Source organism: Luteimonas sp. TWI382 (genome assembly GCF_039674545.1).
GTDB lineage: Bacteria > Pseudomonadota > Gammaproteobacteria > Xanthomonadales > Xanthomonadaceae > Luteimonas.
This window is the reverse complement of sequence record NZ_JBDJNS010000006.1, coordinates 36,871-58,427: the sequence shown is the minus strand read 5'-3', so window position 1 is coordinate 58,427 and position 21,557 is coordinate 36,871. Positions and strand designations below refer to the sequence as shown.

22 protein-coding genes are annotated in these 21,557 nt (G+C 70.5%); 17 read left to right on the top strand and 5 right to left on the bottom strand.

Annotated features, from left to right (window positions below; translation table 11 throughout):
• Positions 1 to 169: 169 nt before the first annotated feature.
• The 5 genes from ABE505_RS05865 (at position 170) to ABE505_RS05845 (ending at position 3,962) form a co-directional block, all read left to right on the top strand.
• Positions 170 to 640 carry an NUDIX hydrolase gene (locus ABE505_RS05865; protein WP_346442518.1) on the top strand — a complete coding sequence of 157 codons (471 nt, stop codon included), beginning with the start codon at positions 170 to 172 and terminating at the stop codon, positions 638 to 640.
• Positions 637 to 1,800 (top strand): tRNA 2-thiouridine(34) synthase MnmA, encoded by a 1,164-nt coding sequence (mnmA, locus tag ABE505_RS05860; protein WP_346442520.1) that lies wholly within the window; start codon positions 637 to 639, stop codon positions 1,798 to 1,800. Before ABE505_RS05865 ends, mnmA begins: the two co-directional genes overlap by 4 nt.
• Entirely contained in the window at positions 1,797 to 2,408 is a 612-nt protein-coding gene (gene hflD, locus ABE505_RS05855; protein ID WP_346442522.1) for a high frequency lysogenization protein HflD, read from the top strand. Before mnmA ends, hflD begins: the two co-directional genes overlap by 4 nt.
• 104 nt (positions 2,409 to 2,512) lie before the next feature.
• Positions 2,513 to 3,706, top strand: coding sequence for a methyl-accepting chemotaxis protein (locus ABE505_RS05850; protein WP_346442524.1), 1,194 nt, complete (start codon positions 2,513 to 2,515; stop codon positions 3,704 to 3,706).
• A 61-nt stretch (positions 3,707 to 3,767) separates the two neighbouring features.
• Entirely contained in the window at positions 3,768 to 3,962 is a 195-nt protein-coding gene (locus tag ABE505_RS05845) for a hypothetical protein (protein WP_346442526.1), read from the top strand.
• 179 nt (positions 3,963 to 4,141) lie between these two features.
• On the opposite strand, the gene ABE505_RS05840 is transcribed toward ABE505_RS05845, so the two are convergent.
• Positions 4,142 to 6,940, bottom strand: a complete 2,799-nt coding sequence (locus tag ABE505_RS05840; RefSeq protein WP_346458267.1) for an EAL domain-containing protein — start codon at positions 6,938 to 6,940, stop codon at positions 4,142 to 4,144.
• Positions 6,941 to 7,090: 150 nt separating this feature from the next.
• On the opposite strand from ABE505_RS05840, the gene ABE505_RS05835 reads away from it, so the two are divergent.
• Both ABE505_RS05835 and ABE505_RS05830 read left to right on the top strand, forming a co-directional pair.
• A complete protein-coding gene (locus tag ABE505_RS05835) occupies positions 7,091 to 8,407 on the top strand; it encodes a sensor histidine kinase (protein ID WP_346442530.1) in 1,317 nt (438 codons plus the stop codon).
• A 35-nt stretch (positions 8,408 to 8,442) separates the two neighbouring features.
• A complete protein-coding gene (locus ABE505_RS05830) occupies positions 8,443 to 10,152 on the top strand; it encodes an EAL domain-containing protein (protein WP_346442532.1) in 1,710 nt (569 codons plus the stop codon).
• Positions 10,153 to 10,173: 21 nt separating this feature from the next.
• Here ABE505_RS05830 and ABE505_RS05825 read toward each other — a convergent pair whose 3' ends face one another.
• The 4 genes from ABE505_RS05825 to flgA all read right to left on the bottom strand — a co-directional run bounded on the left by ABE505_RS05825 (position 10,174) and on the right by flgA (position 12,851).
• Positions 10,174 to 11,343, bottom strand: a complete 1,170-nt coding sequence (locus ABE505_RS05825; RefSeq protein ID WP_346442534.1) for an ATP-binding protein — start codon at positions 11,341 to 11,343, stop codon at positions 10,174 to 10,176.
• A 95-nt stretch (positions 11,344 to 11,438) separates the two neighbouring features.
• Positions 11,439 to 11,774, bottom strand: a complete 336-nt coding sequence (locus ABE505_RS05820) for a flagellar protein FlgN (RefSeq protein WP_346442536.1) — start codon at positions 11,772 to 11,774, stop codon at positions 11,439 to 11,441.
• Between the two features lie 4 nt (positions 11,775 to 11,778).
• Positions 11,779 to 12,096 carry a flagellar biosynthesis anti-sigma factor FlgM gene (gene flgM, locus ABE505_RS05815; protein ID WP_346442538.1) on the bottom strand — a complete coding sequence of 106 codons (318 nt, stop codon included), beginning with the start codon at positions 12,094 to 12,096 and terminating at the stop codon, positions 11,779 to 11,781.
• A gap of 107 nt (positions 12,097 to 12,203) precedes the next feature.
• Complete coding sequence (gene flgA / locus ABE505_RS05810; protein WP_346442624.1) at positions 12,204 to 12,851, bottom strand: flagellar basal body P-ring formation chaperone FlgA; 648 nt, start codon at positions 12,849 to 12,851, stop codon at positions 12,204 to 12,206.
• A 137-nt stretch (positions 12,852 to 12,988) separates the two neighbouring features.
• On the opposite strand from flgA, the gene ABE505_RS05805 reads away from it, so the two are divergent.
• The 10 genes from ABE505_RS05805 to flgJ all read left to right on the top strand — a co-directional run bounded on the left by ABE505_RS05805 (position 12,989) and on the right by flgJ (position 21,550).
• Positions 12,989 to 13,948, top strand: coding sequence for a chemotaxis protein (locus ABE505_RS05805; RefSeq protein ID WP_183426914.1), 960 nt, complete (start codon positions 12,989 to 12,991; stop codon positions 13,946 to 13,948).
• 78 nt (positions 13,949 to 14,026) lie between these two features.
• The gene (gene flgB, locus ABE505_RS05800; protein WP_346442540.1) at positions 14,027 to 14,434 is read left to right on the top strand and encodes a flagellar basal body rod protein FlgB; all 408 of its coding nucleotides are present in this window, start codon (positions 14,027 to 14,029) and stop codon (positions 14,432 to 14,434) included.
• 3 nt (positions 14,435 to 14,437) lie between these two features.
• Positions 14,438 to 14,845: a flagellar basal body rod protein FlgC gene (gene flgC / locus ABE505_RS05795; RefSeq protein WP_047135034.1), complete on the top strand. Its 408-nt coding sequence runs from the start codon at positions 14,438 to 14,440 to the stop codon at positions 14,843 to 14,845.
• Complete coding sequence (locus ABE505_RS05790) at positions 14,845 to 15,513, top strand: flagellar hook capping FlgD N-terminal domain-containing protein (protein ID WP_346442542.1); 669 nt, start codon at positions 14,845 to 14,847, stop codon at positions 15,511 to 15,513. Before flgC ends, ABE505_RS05790 begins: the two co-directional genes overlap by 1 nt.
• Positions 15,514 to 15,553: 40 nt before the next feature.
• Entirely contained in the window at positions 15,554 to 16,777 is a 1,224-nt protein-coding gene (gene flgE / locus ABE505_RS05785; protein WP_346442544.1) for a flagellar hook protein FlgE, read from the top strand.
• Between the two features lie 97 nt (positions 16,778 to 16,874).
• The gene (locus tag ABE505_RS05780; protein WP_346442546.1) at positions 16,875 to 17,624 is read left to right on the top strand and encodes a flagellar basal body rod protein FlgF; all 750 of its coding nucleotides are present in this window, start codon (positions 16,875 to 16,877) and stop codon (positions 17,622 to 17,624) included.
• A gap of 172 nt (positions 17,625 to 17,796) precedes the next feature.
• The gene (gene flgG, locus ABE505_RS05775; RefSeq protein ID WP_346442548.1) at positions 17,797 to 18,582 is read left to right on the top strand and encodes a flagellar basal-body rod protein FlgG; all 786 of its coding nucleotides are present in this window, start codon (positions 17,797 to 17,799) and stop codon (positions 18,580 to 18,582) included.
• Between the two features lie 7 nt (positions 18,583 to 18,589).
• Entirely contained in the window at positions 18,590 to 19,288 is a 699-nt protein-coding gene (gene flgH, locus ABE505_RS05770) for a flagellar basal body L-ring protein FlgH (RefSeq protein ID WP_346442550.1), read from the top strand.
• A gap of 8 nt (positions 19,289 to 19,296) precedes the next feature.
• On the top strand, positions 19,297 to 20,415 hold the full coding sequence (locus ABE505_RS05765; protein ID WP_346442552.1) for a flagellar basal body P-ring protein FlgI: 1,119 nt from the start codon (positions 19,297 to 19,299) through the stop codon (positions 20,413 to 20,415).
• A 1-nt stretch (position 20,416) separates the two neighbouring features.
• Positions 20,417 to 21,550, top strand: a complete 1,134-nt coding sequence (flgJ, locus tag ABE505_RS05760) for a flagellar assembly peptidoglycan hydrolase FlgJ (protein WP_346442553.1) — start codon at positions 20,417 to 20,419, stop codon at positions 21,548 to 21,550.
• Positions 21,551 to 21,557 lie beyond the last annotated feature (7 nt).

The window sequence follows — 21,557 nt, the reverse complement described above, 5'->3', positions numbered from 1 at the left end:
CGTCGGGAGCGCCGGGGAGACAATGCCCCGAGTCCCCCGCCCGATCTGCCATGCGCCTTCGTTCCCCGCCCCGCCCGTTCCCCGCCCCCGTCCGTGTTGCGGCCGGCGGCCGCATGGCGCGATGCCACCGCTGCGCGACCGCGACGTGGTCCGCAGCCGGAGCGACCCGATGAGCGGGCGTTTCTGGCAGCCCGACGTGACCGTGGCCAGCGTCGTGTTCGATGCCGGCCGGGTGCTGTGCGTGGAGGAGCGGGTCGATGGTCGCCTGGTGCTCAACCAGCCGGCGGGCCATCTCGAGCCCGACGAGGCACTGGTCGATGCGGCGGTGCGCGAGACCCTCGAAGAATCGGGCTGGACGGTCGAGCCGACCGCGCTGATCGGCCTGTACCAGTGGAGATCCCCGCCGCGCCCGGGCGAGGCCGACGGCCGCCACTTCATTCGCGTGGCCGTGGTCGCCCGCCCACTGGCACACGACCCGGACCGCACGCTCGATGACGGCATCGTGCAGGCGCTGTGGCTCACGCCCGAGGCGCTGCGCGCCGAGGCCGCACGCCATCGCAGCCCACTGGTCTGGCAGGTCGTCGCCGACTGCCTGGCCGGACAGCGTCACCCGCTGTCGCTGCTGCGCCAACTGCGATGAGCGCGCCGGAGGTCGTCGTCGGCCTGTCGGGCGGGGTCGATTCGTCGGTCGCCGCGCTGCTGCTGCGCGACGCGGGCACGCCGGTGGCCGCTCTGTTCATGCAGAACTGGGCCGACGACGATGCCCAGGACGGCAGCGGCGTCTGCCGCGCCGAGGACGATCGGCGCGACGCGGTCGCAGTGGCCGGCCGTCTGGGCCTGCCGATCCATTTCCGCGACTTCTCGCGCGAATACTGGGACGGTGTGTTCGCCCACTTCATCACCGAGTACGCGGCCGGGCGTACGCCCAATCCCGACGTGTTGTGCAACCGCGAGATCAAGTTCCGGCATTTCCTCGATGCGGCGCACGCGCTGGGCGCGACCCGGATCGCGACCGGCCACTATGCCCGTGTGGGGCGTGACGGCAGCGGCTGGCAGCTGCTGCGGGCCGTGGATCGCAGCAAGGACCAGACGTACTTCCTGCACCAGCTCGGCCAGGCGCAACTGGCCGCGACGCTGTTCCCGCTCGGCGACCTGCCCAAATCGCAGGTCCGCGAGATCGCCCGTGCTCATGGCCTGGCGACGGCCGAGAAGAAGGATTCGACCGGTATCTGCTTCATCGGCGAACGCGACTTCCGCAGCTTCCTTGCCCGCTACGTGCCTGCCCGCGAGGGCGAGATCAAGACCCCTGACGGGCGCGTGGTCGGCCGCCATCCGGGGGTGTTCTTCTTCACCCTCGGCCAGCGCGAGGGCCTGCAGTTGGGCGGCGTGCGCGGCTTTGCCGCCGCGCCTTGGTACGTCGTCGACAAACGCGTCCACGACAACGTGCTGGTGGTCGATCAGCAGCGCGACAGCCCCTGGCTGATGTCGCGCACGACCTGGACCGCGCAGGCGCACTGGATTGCGGGCGCGCCGCCGGCCGCCCACTTCGTGGCCAGCGCGCAGACCCGCTACCGCCAGCCCGACGAGGCCTGCGCGGTCGAGGTGCGCGACGACGGCACGCTCGCGGTGCGCTTCGCGCAGCCGCAACGCGCGGTCACGCCCGGCCAGTCGCTGGTGCTCTACGACGGCGAGCGCTGCCTGGGCGGTGCGGTCATCGAGGCGACCGACGCCCCCGCGACCGCCACCACGACAGCCGCAGGCGGGCCTGATCGCGCCGCAGACGCTAGACTTGTCCGATGAGCGATTCCTTTGACGATCGGGTGCTCGCGCTCGCCGCGCTCGCCCAGGCCCTCCAGCAAGTCCGCACCACCGCCGAGTCCGGCCAGTCGCGTGGCGACGCGGCGCAAACGGTCATCGACAGCGTCTTCCGCATCGATGCCGATTCGGTGGCCGATGTCTACGACGGCGTGCCGCGGTTGCAGCCCGGGCTGCGCCTGCTGCGCGACATCCTGACCCGCCAGCCCCACGACGAGGGCGTGCCGAAACTCGCGATGTCGGTGATGCGGCTCGAACGGCGGTTCTCGGCCGAGCCCGATGTCATCGAGGCGGTGAGTGCAGGCCTGCGCCGGATCGCGCCGCAGGCCGAATCGCAGGGCGCGGCGCATCCCGACGTGTTGCTTGCGCTGGGTGCGCTGTATGCCGACACGATCAGCCAGTTGCGGCCGCGGGTCATGGTCCAGGGCGCACCGCACTACCTGGGCCAGGCCAGCGTGGTCGCTGAGATCCGCGCGCTTTTGCTCGCCGCGGTGCGCGCGACCGTGCTGTGGCGCCAGCTCGGCGGCACCCAGTGGGATCTGCTGTTCTCGCGCGGTCGCATGCTCGAGTCGATCGCCCGGCGCGTGCCCTGAGCGTCAGGCTGCAGGCGTCGATCCGCATGCAGTTGTCAGCGGCCGGCTAAAGGCCGGCCACCGGGTGCCGATACCGGGAGCGTGAGAACCTCCCTGAGAGCGCCATGTACGCACGCATCCTGATCCGCCTCGCCGCGCCGTTGTCGCTGACCCTGCTTCTGCCGCTGGCGTTCGCGCTGGGTTGGGCGGCGCCTGCGCGATGGGCGATCCTGCTGACCCTCACCGCGAGTTGGCTGGGCGTGGGCCTGTGGCTGCTGCGCCGAGAAACCCGGCGTTCGCCCGAACAGGTGCGCGTGCTCAAGGAGCAGGACCAGTTGCTGACCGAACTGCGCCAGTTCGTCGGCGCCGAGATCGAGGGATCGCGGGTCGAGATCGAGCGTGCACGCGAGTTGATCCGACAAGCGGTCAGCGCGCTGGGCAGTAGCTTCGACGCGATGAACCGCAAGTCCCGCCAGCAGGCGCAGGCGATGGGGCGGCTGCTCGACCATACCGGCGACCAGGACGGGATGGGCGGCGCCGATGTCGCCCGCTTCGCGCAACACGCGAGCCAGCGCATGGAACAGTTGGTCGAGGCGCTGGAGCAGGTCAGCGGCCAGAGCGTGACCACCGTGTCGCACATCGATGAGATGGCTGGGCATCTGGACGGCATCTTTGCGCTGCTCGAGGACGTCAAGTCGATCGCCGACCAGACCAACCTGCTCGCGCTCAACGCCGCGATCGAAGCGGCGCGCGCCGGCGAGGCCGGCCGCGGCTTCGCGGTGGTCGCCGACGAGGTCCGCAACCTGTCCGAACGCTCGACCGCATTCAACGAACAGATCCGCAAGCTGGCCCATTCGTCGAAGGAATCGATCGCCAAGGTCCGCGACACGGTCTCCAACATGGCCTCGCGCGACCTGGACCGCTCACGCGACGCGCGCGCCGAGGCGGCGGGCATGCTGACCCAGGTGGCCGCGATCAACCGCTCGCTCGGCGACGGCATGCGCGAGATCTCCGAGTGCGGGCGCGCAATCGACTCGAGCGTCGGCGACGCGGTGCGGGCACTGCAGTTCGAAGACATCGCGACCCAGGCGCTGGGCGGGGTCCATGCCCACCTCGAGCGCCTGAGCGCGATCAACCGCGAGGCGATCGATCTGCAGGAGATCCTGCATCGCAACGGCGGCGCGCTCGACGAGGAAATGATGCGTGCGCTGCAGCGGATCGGACAGCGCCTGCGCGAGTCGCGCTCGACCTGGGAGAAGCCACCGCACAAGCCGGTTGCGCAGGAGAGCATGGGCGCAGGAACCGTCGAGCTGTTCTGAGTTGGAACCGCGCTCTGCCAGCAGCGCCCCGCCCCAGGCCCCGGCTTCGACCGGGGCCTGCGTGCAGTCGCGCACGAGCGCACCGGCCGATGCCACCGTCAGCAGGATCCCGGCCGACCTGCTGCAGCGGCTCGACGCCGCTGCCCACGAAGAACTGCGCGACCTGCTCGATCACGCGTCCCAGTCGCCATCGCATGCGCCCGCGCCCGATCCGGTGGCGGCCAGCATCGCCTGGGACCTGGCCGCCGGCTACTGAGCGTCGCGCTGCGCGACGCGGACGGGCTGGCCAACGAATCCAGCGCGTTCTCAAGCGCACTCCGGGCCACCGGCATCCAGTTTCAAAGGCCGACGTGTCGCGCAAGGGGATGCCCCCGCGCCCGCACGCTTGGCAGCTTCTCGACACGACGGCTCGCAAAACCGGGGTGAGAGTGCAAATTATCGAGGCGCAAGTGCACTCGGACCCCGGGTTTGGCTCGTCCGGCGGCGCGGGCCGCGCGCGGTGGCGCCGGCCACGGCCTGGTGGTGGGCGAGCAGCCAGCGCGCCATCTCGCGCGGCGGTAGCGGGCGCGAGTACAGATAGCCCTGGACCTCGTCGCAGCCGGACTCGAGCAACAGGCGCTCGTCTTCCATCGATTCCACACCTTCGGCCAGGACCTGCATGCGCAGCGCCTTGCCCAGGTGGATGATCGCGCGGGCGACCTCGACAGCGCGCCGCGAGCCTCCGAGTTCGGAGATGAAACTGCGGTCGATCTTGAGCCGGCCCACCGGGAAGCGGCTCAGATAGCTCAGGCTCGAGAAGCCGGTGCCGAAGTCGTCGATGGCCAGCGCCACGCCGGCGCCCACGAGCATGTCGAAGCAGGACCGCAGGGCCTCGGTGTCGTGCAACAGCGCCGATTCGGTCAGCTCGAGCTCGAGCCGGGCCGGCGGCCAACCCGCCTCGGCGCAGGCGGCGAGGACCCGGCTGGCGAACGCGGTGTCGCGCAACTGCACCGCCGAGACGTTGATCGACATCCGGCCGAACGCGATACCGGCCGCCTCCCACGCCGCGGCCTGGCGGCAGGCCTCGCGCAGCACCCAGTCGCCGATCGCAGCGATGTCGCCGGTCGCTTCTGCGATGCCGATGAACTCGTCCGGCGGGCAGACCCCGAGCTCGGGATGCTGCCAGCGCAGCAGCGCCTCCACCCCCGAGACGCTGCGGCGTGCGATGTCGACCAGCGGCTGGTAGGCGAGTGTGAACTCTTCATGCTCGAGCGCGCCGCGCAGCGCATGTTCGACATCCAGCCGCCGCCGAGCGAGCCGCCAGGCATCGGGGCTGTAGAACTCGACCCGATTGCGCCCGCCCTGGCGCGCGCCGTGTAATGCGACCCCGGCGGCACGCAGCAGTTCGTCGAAGCCCACGCCCGCAGGCCGGATCGCGATGCCCGCACTGATGCCAAAGCGCAAGATCTCGCCGCCGACCGGCACCGGATCCGAGAGCCCGGCGACGATCCGCTGCGCGCTGCTGGCGACATCGTGACGGCTTTCGCCCTGTTGCAGCAGCACCACGAACTCGTCGGCGCCTACGCGCCCGAACAGGTCACCGGCATCGACGAGCATGTGCAACCGGGTGGCGATGGCCTTGAGCACGCCGTCGCCTGCGGCATGGCCATGGGCCTCGTTGATGCCGCCAAACCCCGCGACGTCGAGCAGCAGCAGCGCCTGGTAGGCGGACGCGTTGGCGACCAGCGCCGTCTCGATGTCCTGGCGCAGCCGAGTGCGATTGGGCAGCCCGGTCAACGCGTCGAAGTGCGCCAGGCGCTCGATGCGCTCGCTGGCGGCGCGCTCGCGGGAAATGTCGCGGAACAGCACCAGCCAGCGCGCCGGCCGGCCGTCGCCCGACTCGTAGTCGACGACGGCCTGGGTCCACACCTGCGCACCGTCGGGCCGGTAGAAACACAGCTCGATGGTCTGAGTGGGCGCGCCGCCGGCGGTGCGGCTCATCGCCGCTTGCAGGATCTCGCGCGATTCGGTGGTGTAGTGGCGCAACAGCTCGTCGAGCGCCAGCGACTCGCCCTCGCGGCCGTGCAGGCCGGCGCACTCGCCGGTCCAGTGCAGACGCCGGGTCGCGGCGTCGACCTCGCAGCCGCCAATGCGGCCGAGTTCGGCGACGCGCCGCAACAGGTCGCCGCGCCGATGTGCCTCGGCGTCGGCATGCCGCTGCCGGGTCACGTCCTGGACCTGTGCCAGCACCCGCGCCGGCAGCCCGCCCTCGTCCTCGTCGCCGCTGAGCGAGGCCCAGATCTGCAGGTGCGCAGGGCCGGCGACGCTGTCGACCACCAGGTCGAAATGCGCGGGCTTGGCGCACTCGCGCAGGCAGCGCCAGCTGGTACGCAGCACCGGGAACTGCGCGCGCGGAATCCGCCGCAGCCACACGCGCAACGAGCCGCCGTCGCCGACGCCCAGCAGTTGTCGCAGCTCGGGCGCGCTGTGCACCAGCCCTGCGGCCGGGGCCCAGCTCCAGCTCGACATGCCGGCCAGGCGCTGGGTGTCCTCCACCAGGCGCCGCTGCTCGCGCAAGCGCTGCTCCAGCCGCTTATGGTCGTCGATGACGGTCAGCGTGCCGGCCACCTTCAGCGGCGCGCGCTGGGCGTCGCGGGCGATGATCCGACCGCTGTCGCGCACCCAGCGCCAGCCGGCGGCGGGCTGCAGGCAGCGGTATTCGCACAAATAGGACGATTCGCGTCCGGTCAGATACGCACCGATCGCCTCCCGCATCCGCCCGCGGTCCTCCGGATGCACCCTGCGGCACATCTCCTCGAACGACAGCGGCGCGCCATCGCGATGGCCGACGAGCCCATGCCAGGTCGCCGAACCACGCAGTTGGTCGTGACGCACGTCCCACACCCACAGGGCATGCCCGCCCGCTTCCGCGGCCTCCAGCCAGTCCTCGACATCTTCCGACAGGCTCACGCTCAACGAAAATGCGATCGGGCCGGCCCCGTCCACCGAGATCGCGCGCAATCGGCCGTACAGCGGGGCGTCCGGTCCCGGCAGTTCACAGGCGATCGCATGCTCGCCATCGAGCAATCGCGCATAGAGCAGCGACAGCGACGGCGCATGCAGTTCCACCAGGCGGTCCAGGCCCCGCCGCCGGGCGGCCGGGTTGGCGACCAGGCAGCGTCCGCCGCGGTCGAGCAGCAACAACCCGTCGGACAGCGGGTGATCGAGAAGACTCGAGATGACGCCGGCATCCATCTGGGACCGTTTCGCTCCGTGTCGGCTTGGTAGGTCGCGGATCGCGACTTTGCTCACCGTCCGTTAGCGGCGACCGTGGGACGAAGTTGAGCGCTGTCGAAAGCAGCCCGGTAGACTCGTGGGCGAACGATGCACGGGGCAGCCGGTCAGATGGTTTCCGCACACACGAACGTCCGCGCCGCACGGCGCCAGGACGAGGCGTTGCGCCGCCGATTCGCCGCATTCGGCCGCCGCGTCTGGCTGGGCTGCCTGCTCGGCGGGCTGGCCTGGCTGGGGGTTTGCGCGGTGCTGCCCGCGTCGCTGCCCGCCGCCGGACCGCTCGACGGCCGGCTGCTGGTCGCCGCGCTGTTGCTGATTCCGGCGGCCGGACTGCCCGGCTGGTGGCTGCGGCGACAGGCCGCCAGCCTGGTCCGCAACCACGAGCGCGCGCTCGCTGCCGCCCGGCGCATCGAGCGCGACCGGGAACTGCGCGAACTGCTGGAACTGCTGCCCGACGGCACGCTGCTGGTCGCAGGCGGCCAGGTCCGCCACGCCAATGCCGCCGCTGCGGCCGCGTTCGGCTACGCCGGGTCGATGGCGGGGGTGCCGGCCGCGACGCTGGTCGCAGACGAGGACCGGGCGACGTTCGACGCGCTGCTCGCCGAGCCCACGCACGCGCGCGACACGCCTGCCCCGCGCATGCGGCGCCGGGACGCGACTGGCTTTCGCGCCTCGCTGACCGCCAGCCGCACGCGTTACGAAGACACCGATTGCGTGCTGGTGGTGTTGCGCGACCTGAGCGAGGTGGAGCGGATGCGCGACGCGCTGGCGGCCGGCAACGCCGAACTGCGTGCGCTCGCGGCGCGCATGTTCACGTTGCAGGAAGACGAGCGACGCGCGATCTCGCGCGAGCTGCACGACGACATCGGGCAGTCGGTCACCGCGATGAAGCTGGCCGCCGGCAGTGCATTGGTGGAGACCGACCCGCTGCGCCGCCGCGACGACCTGGAGGACATCGCGATGCTGGCCGATGCGACGATCGAGCGCTTGCGCGACATCTCGGTGCTGCTGCGCCCGCCGCAGCTCGACGCGCTGGGTCTGGAGGCCGCGCTGCGCGCGCATGCCGCACGGTTGCTGCGCAACGCCGCGCTGCAGGCCGAGGTCGAAGTCGCGACGCTGACACGCCGGCCGGCCCGCGAAGTCGAGCAGGCCTGCTTCCGCATCGCACAGGAAGCGCTGACCAACATCGTCCGGCACGCCCGGGCGAGTCGGGTGGCGTTGCGGCTGTACGAGGACGCCGGCACCTTGTGCCTGCACGTCGGCGACGACGGTGTCGGCTTTCCCGACAGCGCACCGACGGGGCTGGGCCTGGTGATCATGCGCGAGCGCGCGCAAGGCGTCGGTGGCCAACTGGACGCGGCGTCCTCGCGTACCGGTGGCACGCGGATCGAGGCGCGCCTGCCCTACGACGTGCAGGCCATCTCATGACCGCTGCAGGCCGGGCGAGCCGGTAGAATCCCGCGATGCAGCCTACCTCGATGCCGCTGGAACGTCTGGGTGCCGGTCACCCTGCCCTGGCGCGGATGATCCGCGATGCCAGAACCCGCGGCGGTGCCCTGGCGGTGCTGCACGTGGACATCGACCATTTCGTCTCGGTGAACCAGAACATGGGCACGGACGTCGGCGACGCCGCGCTCGAGGCGGTCGGCGCCCGGCTGCAGGCCAGGCTTGGCGCGCAGGGCATGGTGTGGCGCCACGGCAGCGACGAGTTCGTCGTCGCCGCCTGGCTGCCCGACGACGCGCCCGCTTCGGCGCAGGCGCTGGCCGAGGCCCTGGTCGAGGAGATCGAGCGCCCGCTCGAAGTCCTGCCCTATACGCTCTTTCTCGATGCCAAGCTCGGGGTGAGCCTGTGCCCGCAGCACGGCACCGAGCCCTCGGCCCTGCTGCAACTGGCCGAGAATGCGGTGCGCCGCGCCTCGCACGCGGTCTACGAACACGTCCAGTTGCACAGCAACGCGGCCGCCGATCGCAGCCAGGGCGAGAACGGCATCGGCCGGCAGATCCTCGAAGCGCTGCCCAATGGGGAGTTCCGGCTGCGCTACCAGCCCAAGATCAGCGCCCGCGACGGGCGCGTGATCGGCATGGAGGCGCTGCTGCGCTGGCAATCGCCGACCCTCGGCCTGCTGTTGCCCGAGCGCTTCCTGCCGACCGCCGAGCGGATCGGCGCGATCCTGCAGATCGGCAACTGGATGCTCGATCGCGTGGTCGCACAGATCCGCGCCTGGCGCGAACAGGGGTTCGACGATTTCTTCGTCGGCATGAACGTCACCACGCAACAGTTGCTCGACCCGGCATTCGTCGATCGCCTGCTCGGCCGCATGCAGCAGGCCGGACTGCCGACCTCCTCGCTGGTGCTCGAGCTCAACGAGCGGGCGCTGGGCGCGAACATCGACGTCGTCCATCGCGCAGTGTCGACGCTGCGCCACGAGGGCATCGGGGTCACGCTCGACAACTTCGGCACCGGCGACGCCAGCCTGGGCGCGCTGGTGCGGTATCCGGCCGACATCCTCAAGATCGACCGCAGCTTCATCAACGCCGCGCCTGCAGGCAGCCGCGAGACCGCGATCGTGCGGGCATTGATCGCGATGGGCCACCAGTTGGGCATGAAGGTGATCGCCAATGGCGTGGAGACCGAGGCCCAGCTCGGCTTCCTGCGCCGGGCCGACTGCGACTACTTCCAGGGCTACCTGTTCGGCGAACCGATGAGCGCCGAGACCGCGGGCCAGGCGCTGCGTCGCCGTTATCTGCGTCCGGAGCTGTTCACCGCGACCAAATCGCATCGCACGCTGCTGCTGGTCGACGACGAGGAGAACGTGCTGCGGGCGCTGGTGCGGCTGTTTCGCCGCGATGGCTACCGGATCCTGGCCGCCGGCAACGTGCGCGACGCGTTCGGCCTGCTGGCGACCAACGAAGTGCAGGTGATCCTGTCCGATCAGCGGATGTCGGAGATGGACGGCACCGAGTTCCTCGGCCGGGTCAAGATGCTCTATCCCGACACCATCCGCCTGGTGCTCTCGGGCTACACCGACCTGGCCACGGTGACCGAGGCGATCAACCGCGGCGCGATCTACCGGTTCCTGACCAAGCCCTGGGACGACAACGTGCTGCGCGACCACATCCGCCAGGCGTTCCGGACCTACGACATGCAGCGCGGGCGCGACGGCACGGAGTAGGCGCCAGGCACACACCCCGACTCAGGCGTGCGCACCCGGTTGCCGCACCGGCAGCACGATGCGGAAGCGGCTGCCGGTGCCCGGCGCGCTGTCGACCTCGATCCGGCCGTGGTGCTTGGCGACGATGCCGTACGAGATCGACAGGCCCAGGCCCGTGCCCTTGCCCACCGGCTTGGTGGTGAAGAACGGGTCGAAGATCCGCTGCAGCATCTCGGCCGGAATGCCGTTGCCGCTATCGGCGATCTCCACCCAGACCTCCTCGCCCTCGTGGCCGGTGCGCACGGCGATCGTGCCCTGGGTCTCGATCGCCTGGCCGGCGTTGAGCAGCAGGTTCATGAACACCTGGTTGAGCTCGGACTGCAGGCATTCGACCATCGGCAGCGTGCCGTAGTCCTTCTCCAGCGTGGCCTTGTAGCGCAGCTCGTTCCAGACGATGTTGATCGTCGATTCGAGCCCGGCATGCAGGTCGGCCAGGCGCCAGGCGTGCTCGCGGTCCGAGCGCGAGAAGTCGCGCAGGTCGCGGACGATGCGGGTGACCCGCTCGATGCCCTGCCGCGACTCGGTCAGCAGCTGCGGCAGGTCGCGGCTGATGAAGTCGATGTCCAGGCGTTCGCGGGTGGCGTCGATCTCCGCGCGCATCGTCTGCGGGTCGTCGCTGCGCAGCGCGCGCTCGTAGACATCGATCAGCGCGAACAGGTTGCCGACGTACTCCTGCAGGCTGCCGAGGTTGGAATGGACGTAACCGATCGGGTTGTTGATTTCGTGCGCGACGCCGGCGGCCAACTGGCCGATCGAGGCCAGCTTCTCGGCCTGCAGCAACTGCTCCTGCGCCGCATTGAAGCGAACGTTGAGCTCGCGGTGGCGCTGCAACAGTTCGTCGTCGCCGCGTCGCGGTCGGCCCGGGTCCTGCAGCACCAGCAGGTAGCGCCCGTCGTCGGCCGCCAACCGATACAGACGCGCGGCGACCTGGGTGCCTTCGCCGAAGGCGACCTGGTCGCGCCAGCGGCCGGTGGTCTCGGCCTGCTCCAGCGCCTGCGCCGGCAGCAGCGCGTCGAGCCTATACGCGTCGGCGGCCCAGGTCGGATGCAACCGCTGCAGCGCATCGCCGGTCGGGTTGGCGTACAGCAGGCGACCGTCGCCTCCGTAGAGGTAGACGCCCTCCTCGATACAGGACAGGACCGAAGTGGGCATGGTCGGGGGCGGTGCGACGACGGGATCGGAAATCGGGGGCACTGCGTGGAGCCGGCTACGGACGCCTGACGATTCTAACCGCAGGACGTCGCCGCTCAGGCGACCGCGAGTTCGCGGCTGCGGCAATCACGCTCGGCGCGGCCCTGTGCGTCGTACCCGGGCAGGCTTTCGGACCGCCCCAGGTGTCGCAGCGCCCAGTTCACCTCGCGCCGGCGCCGGGCGAGCAGCGCACCGTTGGCGCGGTTGAGCTCGCTCAGCTCGGCCAACGGGCCGGCCAGTTCGTCGGCCGGGCAGCGCTCGAGCTCGCGCAGCGCGACGATCTTGTCCTGGGTCGAGCGCATCAGCGCGCCGACATCGTGGCAGATCAGCGCCTCGCGCTCGTCGGCGAGCGCGCTCGCAAGACGGGCCAGGCTGTCCTGTGCCGGCGTCATCGGATCAGCCGCCCAGGCGGGCGTCGAGATCGAGCATCCGCGAGGCGATCGCCTCGGCGTCGACGCGGTAGCTGCCCGAGGCGATCGCCTCGCGCACGGCCTGGACGCGCGATTCGTCGAAAGCCGGTCGTGTCGAGAGGTCGCGCTGCAGGGCCTGCAGGCCAGTCGCCTCGCCGGTCAGGCGCAGGCTGTCGCCGGTCGTGGCGCTGGCGGCTTCGACCGCCTTGTCGCGGCTGTCGCCGGCGCGGGCCACCTGGGCGCCGGCCACGGGCGCGGCACTGCGGACAGTCGGCGCCTGGAGTCCATCGATCTTGTGGGTCATGACGGGGATCCTGACACGAAGTGCGTGAATGGGTTCGTGGATGGTATCGGCCCCGGTCCGCGGAGCTTTAGCGCGGATCGGCGCCGGGCGTGGGATCGCATCGTCGACTAGCGCCCGACGACCACGTCGCCGGCCGGGTCGACGATGCCCTGCACCACCCGGCGCGAGGACAGGTTCTCGACACTGACCCGCTCGCGCTCGCCGGCATCGCCGAGCGCGCGACCGGCCATGCGCACCTCGATACCGGCCTGGCGCGAGACCAGCGCGACGGTGTCGCCACGGCGCACCAGTCGCGGCGACACGAGGTCGCCTGCGGTCAACACGCTGCCGGCGAGCAAGGTGCGGCGCGCGCTGCGGCCAATGGCATCGGCCGGATCGGCGACCGCCGCGCCGGCCACGCGCGCGCCGTCGCGACGTTCGGCGATGAGATCATCGGCCGCGAGCGCCTGGCCTGCAGCCACGCCGCGCGCCAGCACCAACACCATCTGGCTGCGCCGCACGCGGACCGGCACATACAGCCGCCAACCGCTGGGGCAGCGCACCTCCACCGTGGCGCCGCCGCTGCGGGCGGCCTCCAGCGGCTCGGCGCACCGCGGCATGCGCAGCGCCGGGTCGAGCGTCGCCTCGGCCTCGCCGCTCTCGACCGCCGACAGCGCCGCCAGGCGGATCGAATCGACCGACTGGAATGCGTCCGACGCGGCCACCGACGTGACCCCAGCGACCGCCAGCAGCGCGGCGCTCAGGCACCAGGCCATTGCGGCGGGTCGCAGCAGGCAGACGGTCATGGCGGGGCCCTCACGGACGAACGGATATCGCAGGCGATGCAAGCGCCGTGCCGCGACGCGTGTCGGTCGCCGCTCAAGTCGTGGGGTTGCGCGCCGATACCGCAGGCATGTCGCAGGATCTGCTCGACCGCATCGACCAGCGTACCCGCCTCGCCGGCCACAACCGGCTGGCGCTGCTGCTGTTCCGTCTCGGCGGACGTCAGGTTTTTGGCGTCAACGTGTTCAAGGTGCAGGAAGTCCTGCGCCGGCCGCACCTGTTCCGCGTGCCGGGGCTGCCGGCGCAGTTCGCCGGGGTCGCCGACGTGCGCGGGCGCAGCGTGCCGGTGCTCGACCTGGGAGTGGCGATCGGCCATCCCGAGCGCAGCGACGACGCCCCACCCGGTTACCTGGTGGTCACCGAGTTCAACCGTTCGGTCCAGGGCTTCCTGGTCAGCGGGGTCGAGCGCATCGTCAACATCGCGGTCGAGGACGTGCTGCCGCCACCCGACCTGGGCGCCGAGGGCGGCTACCTGACCGCGGTCACGCGCTACCAGGGCGAGCTGATCCAGGTGATCGACGTGGAGAGCGTGCTGGCCGACATCTCGCAGGCGCGGATGGATGCCGACCTGTCCCCGGACTATGCGCTGCCGGCCGACGCGCCGCCGATGCAGGTACTGGTGGTCGACGACTCGCGCGTCGCGCGCCAGCAGATCCGCAGCGTGCTCGACCAGCTCGGCGTCGGCGTGACCCTGCTGTCCGACGGCCGCCAGGCGCTCGACCACCTGTTGCAGTTGCATGCGGCCGGCGAGCCGCCCTCGCAGCGCTACGCGATGATCGTCTCCGATATCGAGATGCCGGCCATGGACGGCTACACGCTGACGACGGAAATCCGTCGCCACCCCGGCCTGGCCGACCTGTACGTGCTGCTGCACACCTCGCTGTCGGGCGTGTTCAATACCTCGATGGTGCAGAGCGTGGGCGCCAACGCGTTCGTCGCCAAGTACAGCCCGCACGACCTGGCCGACGAAGTGCTCAAGCGCCTGCACGAGGTCGCCGAGGCGGCCGGCGGGCGACTCGTCGCCGCCTGAGCCCAGTCGCGGCCACCGCGCCGGGCGCCCTGGCACGCCGCTTGCACGGTCACCGGCGACCTCCGCCGGAGCCCGGCCATGTCCAATCCGATCTCGTCCTACCTCGGGCTGCAGGCCGATGCGCTGCCGCTGCGCGAGCAGCGGATGAAGCTCATCGCCAGCAACCTGGCCAATGCCGACACGCCCGGCTTCCAGGCCCGCGATCTCGACTTCAACGCCGCGCTGGCCGCCGCCGCACGCACGCGCGAAGCCGGCAGGCAGCCGCCGCCGCGCGAGCGCGCCGACCACATCCCGCTGCCGGGCGCCGATCCCTTGGCGCCGTTCGAGGTCGCGCGCGTCGCCGCCCAGGCCAGCCTGGACGGCAACAGTGTCGATCCCGATGCCGAGCGCGCCGCCTACGGCCGTGCGGCGCTGGAGTACCGCGCCTCGCTGAGCTTCCTCGAATCCAAGGTCCGCACCCTGCTGACCGCCATCACCGGACAGTAACCGATGAGCAACCTGCCGATCTTCGACGTCGCCGGTTCGGCCATGCAGGCCCAGTCGGTCCGCCTGAGCACGCTGGCCAGCAACCTGGCCAACGCCGACTCGGTTGCCGGCTCGCCCGAGCAGGTCTACCGACCGCTCGAGCCGGTCTTTCGCGCCAGCGCGCACGCCAGCGACCCGGCCCTGACCGGCGTGCAGGTGGCCGGCATCGTCGAGCGCGAGACTCCGCCGATCCAGCGCTACGAACCCGGCCATCCGCTCGCCGATGCCCAGGGCTATGTGTACGCGCCGGATGTCGACCCGGTCTCGCAGATGGTCAACCTGATTTCCGCCTCGCGCAGCTATCAGGCCGGCGTGGAGATGATGAACACCGCCAAGGAGCTGGCCGTCGCCACTCTGAGCATGGGCCGCTGATGAGCACGATCTCCAGCGACATCGCCAACAGCCTCGGCCTGACCGGGAGCGGCAAGGCGACCGACAAGAAAGACGCCTCGCTCGGCCAGGCCGACTTCCTGCGGCTGATGACCGAGCAGCTCAAGCACCAGGACCCGCTCAAGCCGATGGAGAACAGCGCGTTTCTCGGCCAGCTGGCGCAGTTCTCGACCGTGCAGGGCATCCAGGACCTCAACACCTCGGTCAACGGGTTCGCCAGTGCGATGGCCAGCGACCAGCTGCTGCGCGGCGCAAGCCTGGTCGGCCGCGACGTGGTGCTGCCGTCGGCCAAGCTGGCGCTGCCCAACGAAGGGGCTGCGAGCGGCCTGGTCGCCGCCCCGGCGGCCGGTACCGTGAACTTCGACGTCACCGACGCCAACGGCCAGCTGGTCCACCAGTTCAGCGTGCCCGCGCATGCCGCTGGCGAGGTCGCGTTCGCCTGGGACGGCACCGATGCCGCCGGCAACCGGCTGCCGGCCGGGACCTATGGCATCGCTGCACGCCATCTGGCAGGCAGCGGCGAGTCCTCGGTACTGAGCACCTATGTGCGCGCCCGCGTCGACAGCGTGTCGGTCGGCCGCGACGGCCTCTACCTCGACCTCGACGGCCTGGGCACCGCGCCGATCGGCTACGTGCTGCGCGTCAACTGACCGCCCTTTTCATCCGCGCTCGACCTCAACGGAGTCCGCCATGAGCTTCAATACCGCCCTGTCCGGCATCAACGCGGCCAACGCCGACCTCAACGTCACCGCCAACAACATCGCCAACGTCAACACCACCGGCTTCAAAGCATCGCGCGCCGAGTTCGGCGACCTGTTTTCGCGCACGTCCTACGGCCTGGCGCGCAACGCGGTCGGCTCGGGTGTGAAGCTGAGCAACGTCGCCCAGCAGTTTTCCCAGGGCAACATCGCGCCGACCGGTCGCAATCTCGACATGGCGATCGACGGCGAGGGCTTCTTCACCCTCAACAAGAACGGCGCCCGGCTCTATAGCCGCGCCGGCAACTTCCAGGCCGACAACCAGGGGTACATCGGCACCCCGGACGGGGCCCGCCTGCAGGTCTATCCGCCCAGCGCCAACGGCAATGGCTTCGACATCGGCCGGGTCACCGATCTGCAACTGCTGACCACCGACAGTCCGCCGCGCGCGACCACCGCGGTCCACCTGAAGTTCACCTTGCCCGGCAACGCGCAGCCGCCCACGATCGCGGCCTTCGATCCGAGCGAACCCAACAGCTACACCGCCTCGAGCGGCGGCGTCACGGTGTTCGACTCGCTGGGCGTGAGCCACGTGCAGACCTCGTACTTCGTCAAGACCGAAGCCGCCAACGAATGGCAGGTGCACACCTACATCGACGGCGGACGCGTGGGCGATGTCGCCACGCTCACCTTCACCGACAACGGCGCGCTGGCCACGCCCGCCGACGGCCGCATCGTGTTGACGCCGTTCGCGCCGGGCAATGGCGCAGGCGAGGTCGCGGTGACGCTCGATGTCGGCGGCTCGACCCAGTACGGCAACGGCTTCCAGCTGCGCGACAACCGCCAGGACGGCTACGCGGCCGGCAAGCTCGACGAGATCAGTATCGCCGCAGACGGTGTGGTCTTCGCGCGCTACTCCAACGGCGCCAATGCCGCGCTGGGCCAGGTCGCATTGACGACCTTCGTCAACCCGCAGGGCCTCAAGTCTCAGGGCAACAACTTCTGGGCCGAAAGCTACGACTCGGGCGCCTCGCGCACCGGCGTGCCCGACAGCGCCGACTTCGGCCAGCTGCAGGCCGGCGCGCTGGAATCGTCGACCGTCGACCTGACCGAACAGTTGGTCAACATGATCGTCGCCCAGCGCAACTTCCAGGCCAACGCGCAGATGATCTCGACCCAGGACAAGGTGACGCAGTCGGTCATCAACATCCGATAGGCCGGGGTTCGGCCACCGGCGCGTCAGGTATCGACGGCCCGGTGATCCGCCCGCTGCACGTCGCGTTCTCTCGCTTCTCGCTGACCGAGCCCGCCGAATGGACAAAGCCCTCTACGTCGCCATGAGCGGCGCGCGCGCCACGCTGCAGGCCCAGGGCACAGTGGCGCACAACCTCGCCAATGCCGAAACCGCCGGGTTCAAGGCCGCGCTGGCCAACACGCAGGCGTATCGCGTGCCCGGCGGCGAACACGCCTCGCGCATCGACGCGATGCACATCGATCAGGGCTTCGACAGCCGGGTCGGTGCGCAGCGGGTCACCGGCAACGCGCTCGATGTCTCGCTGCGGCCCGACCGCTGGCTGGCGGTGCAGTCGGCCGACGGCGGCGAGGCCTATACCCGCGCCGGAAATCTGTCGCCGACCCCCAACGGCCAGCTGGTGACCGGCGGCGGACATCCGCTGATCGACGAGAACGGCCAGCCGCTGGCGCTGCCGCCGCACCAGGCGCTGGACATCGGCGAAGACGGTACGGTGTCGATCGTGCCCCTGGGCGAAGGCCCGCAGACGCTGGCAATCGTCGGCCGCCTGCGTGTGGTCGAAGCGCCCCCCGACCGGCTCACACGCGGACTCGACGGGCTGATGCGCAGCGCCGATCCCCAGCGGCCGCCGGCCGAGGCTGTCGGCAACGTCATGACCACCGGCGCCCTGGAATCGAGCAACGTCGACGCCGCCGGCGCCCTGGTGCAGATGATCCAGTTGCAGCGCCAATTCGAAATGCAGGTCAAATTGATCCAGCGCGGCGACGACAACGCCCAGGCCGCCAACAGCCTGCTCCGCCTGGGCGGCTGACGCTAGAAAACCGGGCCTCAAAACCGGGGTCAGAGTGCAATTTCGTCGTCGTGGCAAGACGACCCGATGCAGTCGCTACGTAATTGCACTCTGACCCCGGTTTTGAGGCGATGGCACGGGGATTGCATCGCTGATTGGGGACGGCGCGGTGCGCCGCATCGAGGACACGACGATGAACCAGGCACTGTGGGTGGCGAAGACCGGGCTGGATGCGCAGCAGACGCGCATGTCGGTGGTCTCCAACAATCTGGCCAACACCAACACCACCGGCTTCAAGCGCGACCGCGCCAACTTCGAGGACCTGCTGTATCAGCAGGTGCGCCAGCCGGGCGGTGCGACCTCGGCGCAGACGCAGCTGCCAACCGGCCTGCAGTTGGGGACCGGTGTGCGCGTGGTGTCGACGGCCAAGGACTTCCAGCAGGGCAATCCGCAGCAGACCGGCCGCGCGCTCGATGTGATGGTCAACGGTCGCGGGTTCTTCGAGGTGCTGCTGCCCGATGGCACCTCTGCCTACACCCGCGACGGCAGCTTCAAGATCAGCCCACAGGGCGAACTGGTCACCAACAGCGGCTTCGCGGTGCAGCCGGGCATCCAGATCCCGGAGGGCGCGCAGGCGATGACGATCGGCCAGGACGGCACGATCACCGTGCAGATGGCCGGCGAAGGCCAAGCGCTGGAGATCGGCGCGCTGACGATCACCGACTTCATCAACCCCGCGGGCCTGCAGGCGCGCGGCGAGAACCTGTATCTGGAGACGACGGCCTCGGGCCCTGCCCAGAACGGCACGCCCGGCCTCAACGGGCTGGGGCTGATCGAACAGGGCGCGCTGGAAGGCAGCAACGTCAACGTGGTCGAGGAGCTGGTCAGCATGATCGAGACCCAGCGCGCTTACGAGATGAACGCCAAGGCGATCTCGACCACCGATTCGATGCTCGGCTATCTGAACAACAAGATCTGAGGCCGTCATGTTCGTCCGTCCGCCTTCCGCGCCGCGCGCGCTCGTGCTGCTGGCCCTGCCCGCGCTGCTCGGCGGCTGCGTGGCCGCCGGCGATGTCCGGCCCTATCCTGCGCTGGCGCCGATCCAGCCGGTCGCCGCGCCGCCGACGTATGCGACCCAGGGTGCGATCTACCAGGCCGGCGGCGGCGGGCTGTCGCTGTTCGCCGACAAGCGCGCGCGCGAGGTTGGCGACCTGATCACGATCCAGCTGATCGAGAGCACCATCGCGCAGACCAACGCCGCGACCAAGGTCGGCAAGGACAGCAGCGTGGCAATCGCGCCCCCCAACCTGTTCGGCGCCCCGGTCACAATCGGTGGGCGCGAGGTGCTGGGCGCCAGCGCCAGCGGAAAGCGCAGCTTCGACGGCAACGGCCGCAGCACCCAGAGCAACCGCCTGCAGGGCAGCATCACCGTCACCGTGGTGCAGCGCCTGCCCAACGGCAATCTCGTGGTCGAAGGCAGCAAGGAGCTGCGTTTGAACCAGGGCAACGAACTGGTGCAGGTCCAGGGCATCGTGCGCCCGGCCGACATCGCCCCCGACAACAGCGTGCCGTCGGGCCGTGTCGCCGACGCGCGGATCGTCTACGGTGGCCGCGGCGCGATCGCCCAGTCCAACGCGATGGGCTGGCTCGGCCGGTTCTTCAACTCGCGGCTGTCTCCCTACTGAGTCCCGTCATGCGCCCTGCCCGCCTCCGCCCGTTCCTCGTCGTCGCGCTCGCCTTGTGCGCGTGCGTGCCCGCCTGGGCGCAGGAGCGCATCAAGGACCTGGCCACCGTCGGCGGCGTGCGCGGCAACGCGCTGGTCGGCTACGGCCTGGTGGTCGGCCTGGACGGCAGCGGCGACCGCACCAGCCAGGCGCCTTTCACCGTGCAGAGCCTGCGCAACATGCTCAACGAGCTCGGTGTGACCGTGCCGTCGAACGTCAACCCGCAGCTCAAGAACGTGGCCGCCGTCGCGATCCACGCCGAACTGCCGCCGTTCGCCAAGCCCGGCCAGACAATCGACGTGACCGTCTCGTCGATCGCCAATGCGATCTCGCTGCGCGGCGGCACCCTGCTGATGGCGCCACTCAAGGGCGCCGATGGCCAGGTCTACGCCATCGCCCAGGGCAGCCTGGTCGTCGGCGGCTTCGGCGCGCAGGGCCGCGACGGCTCGCGGGTGTCGGTCAATATCCCGAGCGTGGGCCGCATCCCCAACGGCGCGATGGTCGAGCGCGGCGTCGCGACCGGGGACCTTGGCGACAGCGGCGAGCTGACGCTCAACCTCAACCGCGCCGATTTCAGCACCATCGCCAACATGGTCGCCGCGCTCGACGCGCGCTTCGGTCCGGGCACGGCGCGCGCGGTCGACGGCGTGACCGTCGCGGTGCGCGCGCCGTACGACCCGGGTGCGCGGATCGGCTTCCTCGCGCAGGTCGAGAACGTGCAATTGGCCGCCGGTTCGGCGCCGGCCAAGGTCATCGTCAACTCACGCACCGGCACCGTGGTCATCGGCGCGCAGGTCAAGGTGCTGCCGGCCGCGATCGCGCATGGTTCGCTGAGCGTGACCATCACCGAGAGCGTGGACGTCAGCCAGCCCGAGGCCTTCGGCCGCGGCAGCACGGTCGTGGCGCCACGGTCGGACATCGAGATCGGCCAGGACGGCAGCCGCATGTTCAAGTTCGCTGGTGGCACCTCGCTCGACGAGATCGTCCGCGCGGTCAATGCGGTGGGCGCCGCGCCCGGCGATCTGATCGCGATCTTGGAAGCGCTCAAGCAGGCCGGCGCGCTGCGCGCGGAACTGGAGGTGATCTGACATGCGCATCGCCCCGACGCCCATCGATCTTGCGCCCAGCCAACGGCCCGATGCTGCCCGCATCGATGACGCCGCACGCCAGTTCGAGGGCGTGTTCGCGCAGATGCTGATCAAGAGCATGCGCGATGCGAGCTTCGGCGATGCGCTGTTCCCCGGCGAGAACCAGCTCTACCGCGACCTCTACGACCAGAAGCTCGCCAAGTCGTTGACCGACGGTCCGGGGCTGGGCCTGGCGAAGACGATCGCACGGCAGTTGGGGGGCGCCGAGGCCGCCCCGGCGCTGGACACGCGATTGAACCCGACCGCGCCACTGCCGCCTGCCACAGCCGCCCCTGGCGACCGGTCCTTGCTGCCCGAAACGCTGGGCGCGCGCACCCTGGATCTGATCGCCGGGCGTACCGACGTGTCCGGCGAGACGGCGAGCCCGGCCTCGCCGATGGATGGCTTCATCGATCGGCTGCTGGCGCGCGTGCAGCCTGCAGCCTCGGCCGCAGGCGCGGCCGCGACCGCGCTGGTGCCGGGAGCGGCTGCGCTGGAAAGCGCCTCGCGCGCGGCCGCCGATCGGCTCGGTGCGCGCACGCCCGAAGGCTTCGTCGCCTCGATCTGGTCGCACGCGCAGAGCGCGGCGCGCGAGCTCGGGGTCGATGCCCGGGCGCTGGTGGCGCAGGCGGCGCTCGAAACCGGCTGGGGCCGGCGCATGATCCGCCAGGACGACGGCGGGACCGCGCACAACCTGTTCGGCATCAAGGCCACGGGCTGGCAGGGCGAGCGCGCCACCGCGAGCACCCATGAGTACCGCAACGGCGTGCGCCGCGACGAGCGCGCGCAGTTCCGCGCCTATGCATCGCCGGCCGAGAGCTTTGCCGACTACGTGCGGCTGCTCAAACAGACCCCCCGCTATCGCCAGGCGCTCGAGTCGGGCGGCGACGTGCGCCGCTTCGCCAGCGCGCTGCAGCAGGCCGGCTATGCCACCGATCCGCGCTACGCCGACAAGATCAGCGCGATCGCCAACGGCCCCACGCTTGGCCGCGCGCTGTCGACGATCGCCGAAGTCGCACGCGAGGCTGGCGACGCCGTGCAGCCGCTCCGCTTCGCCGGCGCCGATGCGCCCGGCCAGGCATTCACCCGCCGCTAGTCGCCAG

What these genes read in the sequence shown, in the direction of transcription:
- ABE505_RS05865 (WP_346442518.1), top strand. Translation starts at nt 170, where the DNA reads ATGAGCGGGCGTTTCTGGCAGCCCGACGTGACCGTGGCCAGCGTCGTG.
- mnmA (WP_346442520.1), top strand. Translation starts at nt 637, where the DNA reads ATGAGCGCGCCGGAGGTCGTCGTCGGCCTGTCGGGCGGGGTCGATTCG.
- hflD (WP_346442522.1), top strand. Translation starts at nt 1,797, where the DNA reads ATGAGCGATTCCTTTGACGATCGGGTGCTCGCGCTCGCCGCGCTCGCC.
- ABE505_RS05850 (WP_346442524.1), top strand. Translation starts at nt 2,513, where the DNA reads ATGTACGCACGCATCCTGATCCGCCTCGCCGCGCCGTTGTCGCTGACC.
- ABE505_RS05840 (WP_346458267.1), bottom strand. Translation starts at nt 6,940, where the DNA reads ATGGATGCCGGCGTCATCTCGAGTCTTCTCGATCACCCGCTGTCCGAC.
- ABE505_RS05835 (WP_346442530.1), top strand. Translation starts at nt 7,091, where the DNA reads ATGGTTTCCGCACACACGAACGTCCGCGCCGCACGGCGCCAGGACGAG.
- ABE505_RS05830 (WP_346442532.1), top strand. Translation starts at nt 8,443, where the DNA reads ATGCAGCCTACCTCGATGCCGCTGGAACGTCTGGGTGCCGGTCACCCT.
- ABE505_RS05825 (WP_346442534.1), bottom strand. Translation starts at nt 11,343, where the DNA reads ATGCCCACTTCGGTCCTGTCCTGTATCGAGGAGGGCGTCTACCTCTAC.
- ABE505_RS05820 (WP_346442536.1), bottom strand. Translation starts at nt 11,774, where the DNA reads ATGACGCCGGCACAGGACAGCCTGGCCCGTCTTGCGAGCGCGCTCGCC.
- flgM (WP_346442538.1), bottom strand. Translation starts at nt 12,096, where the DNA reads ATGACCCACAAGATCGATGGACTCCAGGCGCCGACTGTCCGCAGTGCC.
- flgA (WP_346442624.1), bottom strand. Translation starts at nt 12,851, where the DNA reads ATGGCCTGGTGCCTGAGCGCCGCGCTGCTGGCGGTCGCTGGGGTCACG.
- ABE505_RS05805 (WP_183426914.1), top strand. Translation starts at nt 12,989, where the DNA reads ATGTCGCAGGATCTGCTCGACCGCATCGACCAGCGTACCCGCCTCGCC.
- flgB (WP_346442540.1), top strand. Translation starts at nt 14,027, where the DNA reads ATGTCCAATCCGATCTCGTCCTACCTCGGGCTGCAGGCCGATGCGCTG.
- flgC (WP_047135034.1), top strand. Translation starts at nt 14,438, where the DNA reads ATGAGCAACCTGCCGATCTTCGACGTCGCCGGTTCGGCCATGCAGGCC.
- ABE505_RS05790 (WP_346442542.1), top strand. Translation starts at nt 14,845, where the DNA reads ATGAGCACGATCTCCAGCGACATCGCCAACAGCCTCGGCCTGACCGGG.
- flgE (WP_346442544.1), top strand. Translation starts at nt 15,554, where the DNA reads ATGAGCTTCAATACCGCCCTGTCCGGCATCAACGCGGCCAACGCCGAC.
- ABE505_RS05780 (WP_346442546.1), top strand. Translation starts at nt 16,875, where the DNA reads ATGGACAAAGCCCTCTACGTCGCCATGAGCGGCGCGCGCGCCACGCTG.
- flgG (WP_346442548.1), top strand. Translation starts at nt 17,797, where the DNA reads ATGAACCAGGCACTGTGGGTGGCGAAGACCGGGCTGGATGCGCAGCAG.
- flgH (WP_346442550.1), top strand. Translation starts at nt 18,590, where the DNA reads ATGTTCGTCCGTCCGCCTTCCGCGCCGCGCGCGCTCGTGCTGCTGGCC.
- ABE505_RS05765 (WP_346442552.1), top strand. Translation starts at nt 19,297, where the DNA reads ATGCGCCCTGCCCGCCTCCGCCCGTTCCTCGTCGTCGCGCTCGCCTTG.
- flgJ (WP_346442553.1), top strand. Translation starts at nt 20,417, where the DNA reads ATGCGCATCGCCCCGACGCCCATCGATCTTGCGCCCAGCCAACGGCCC.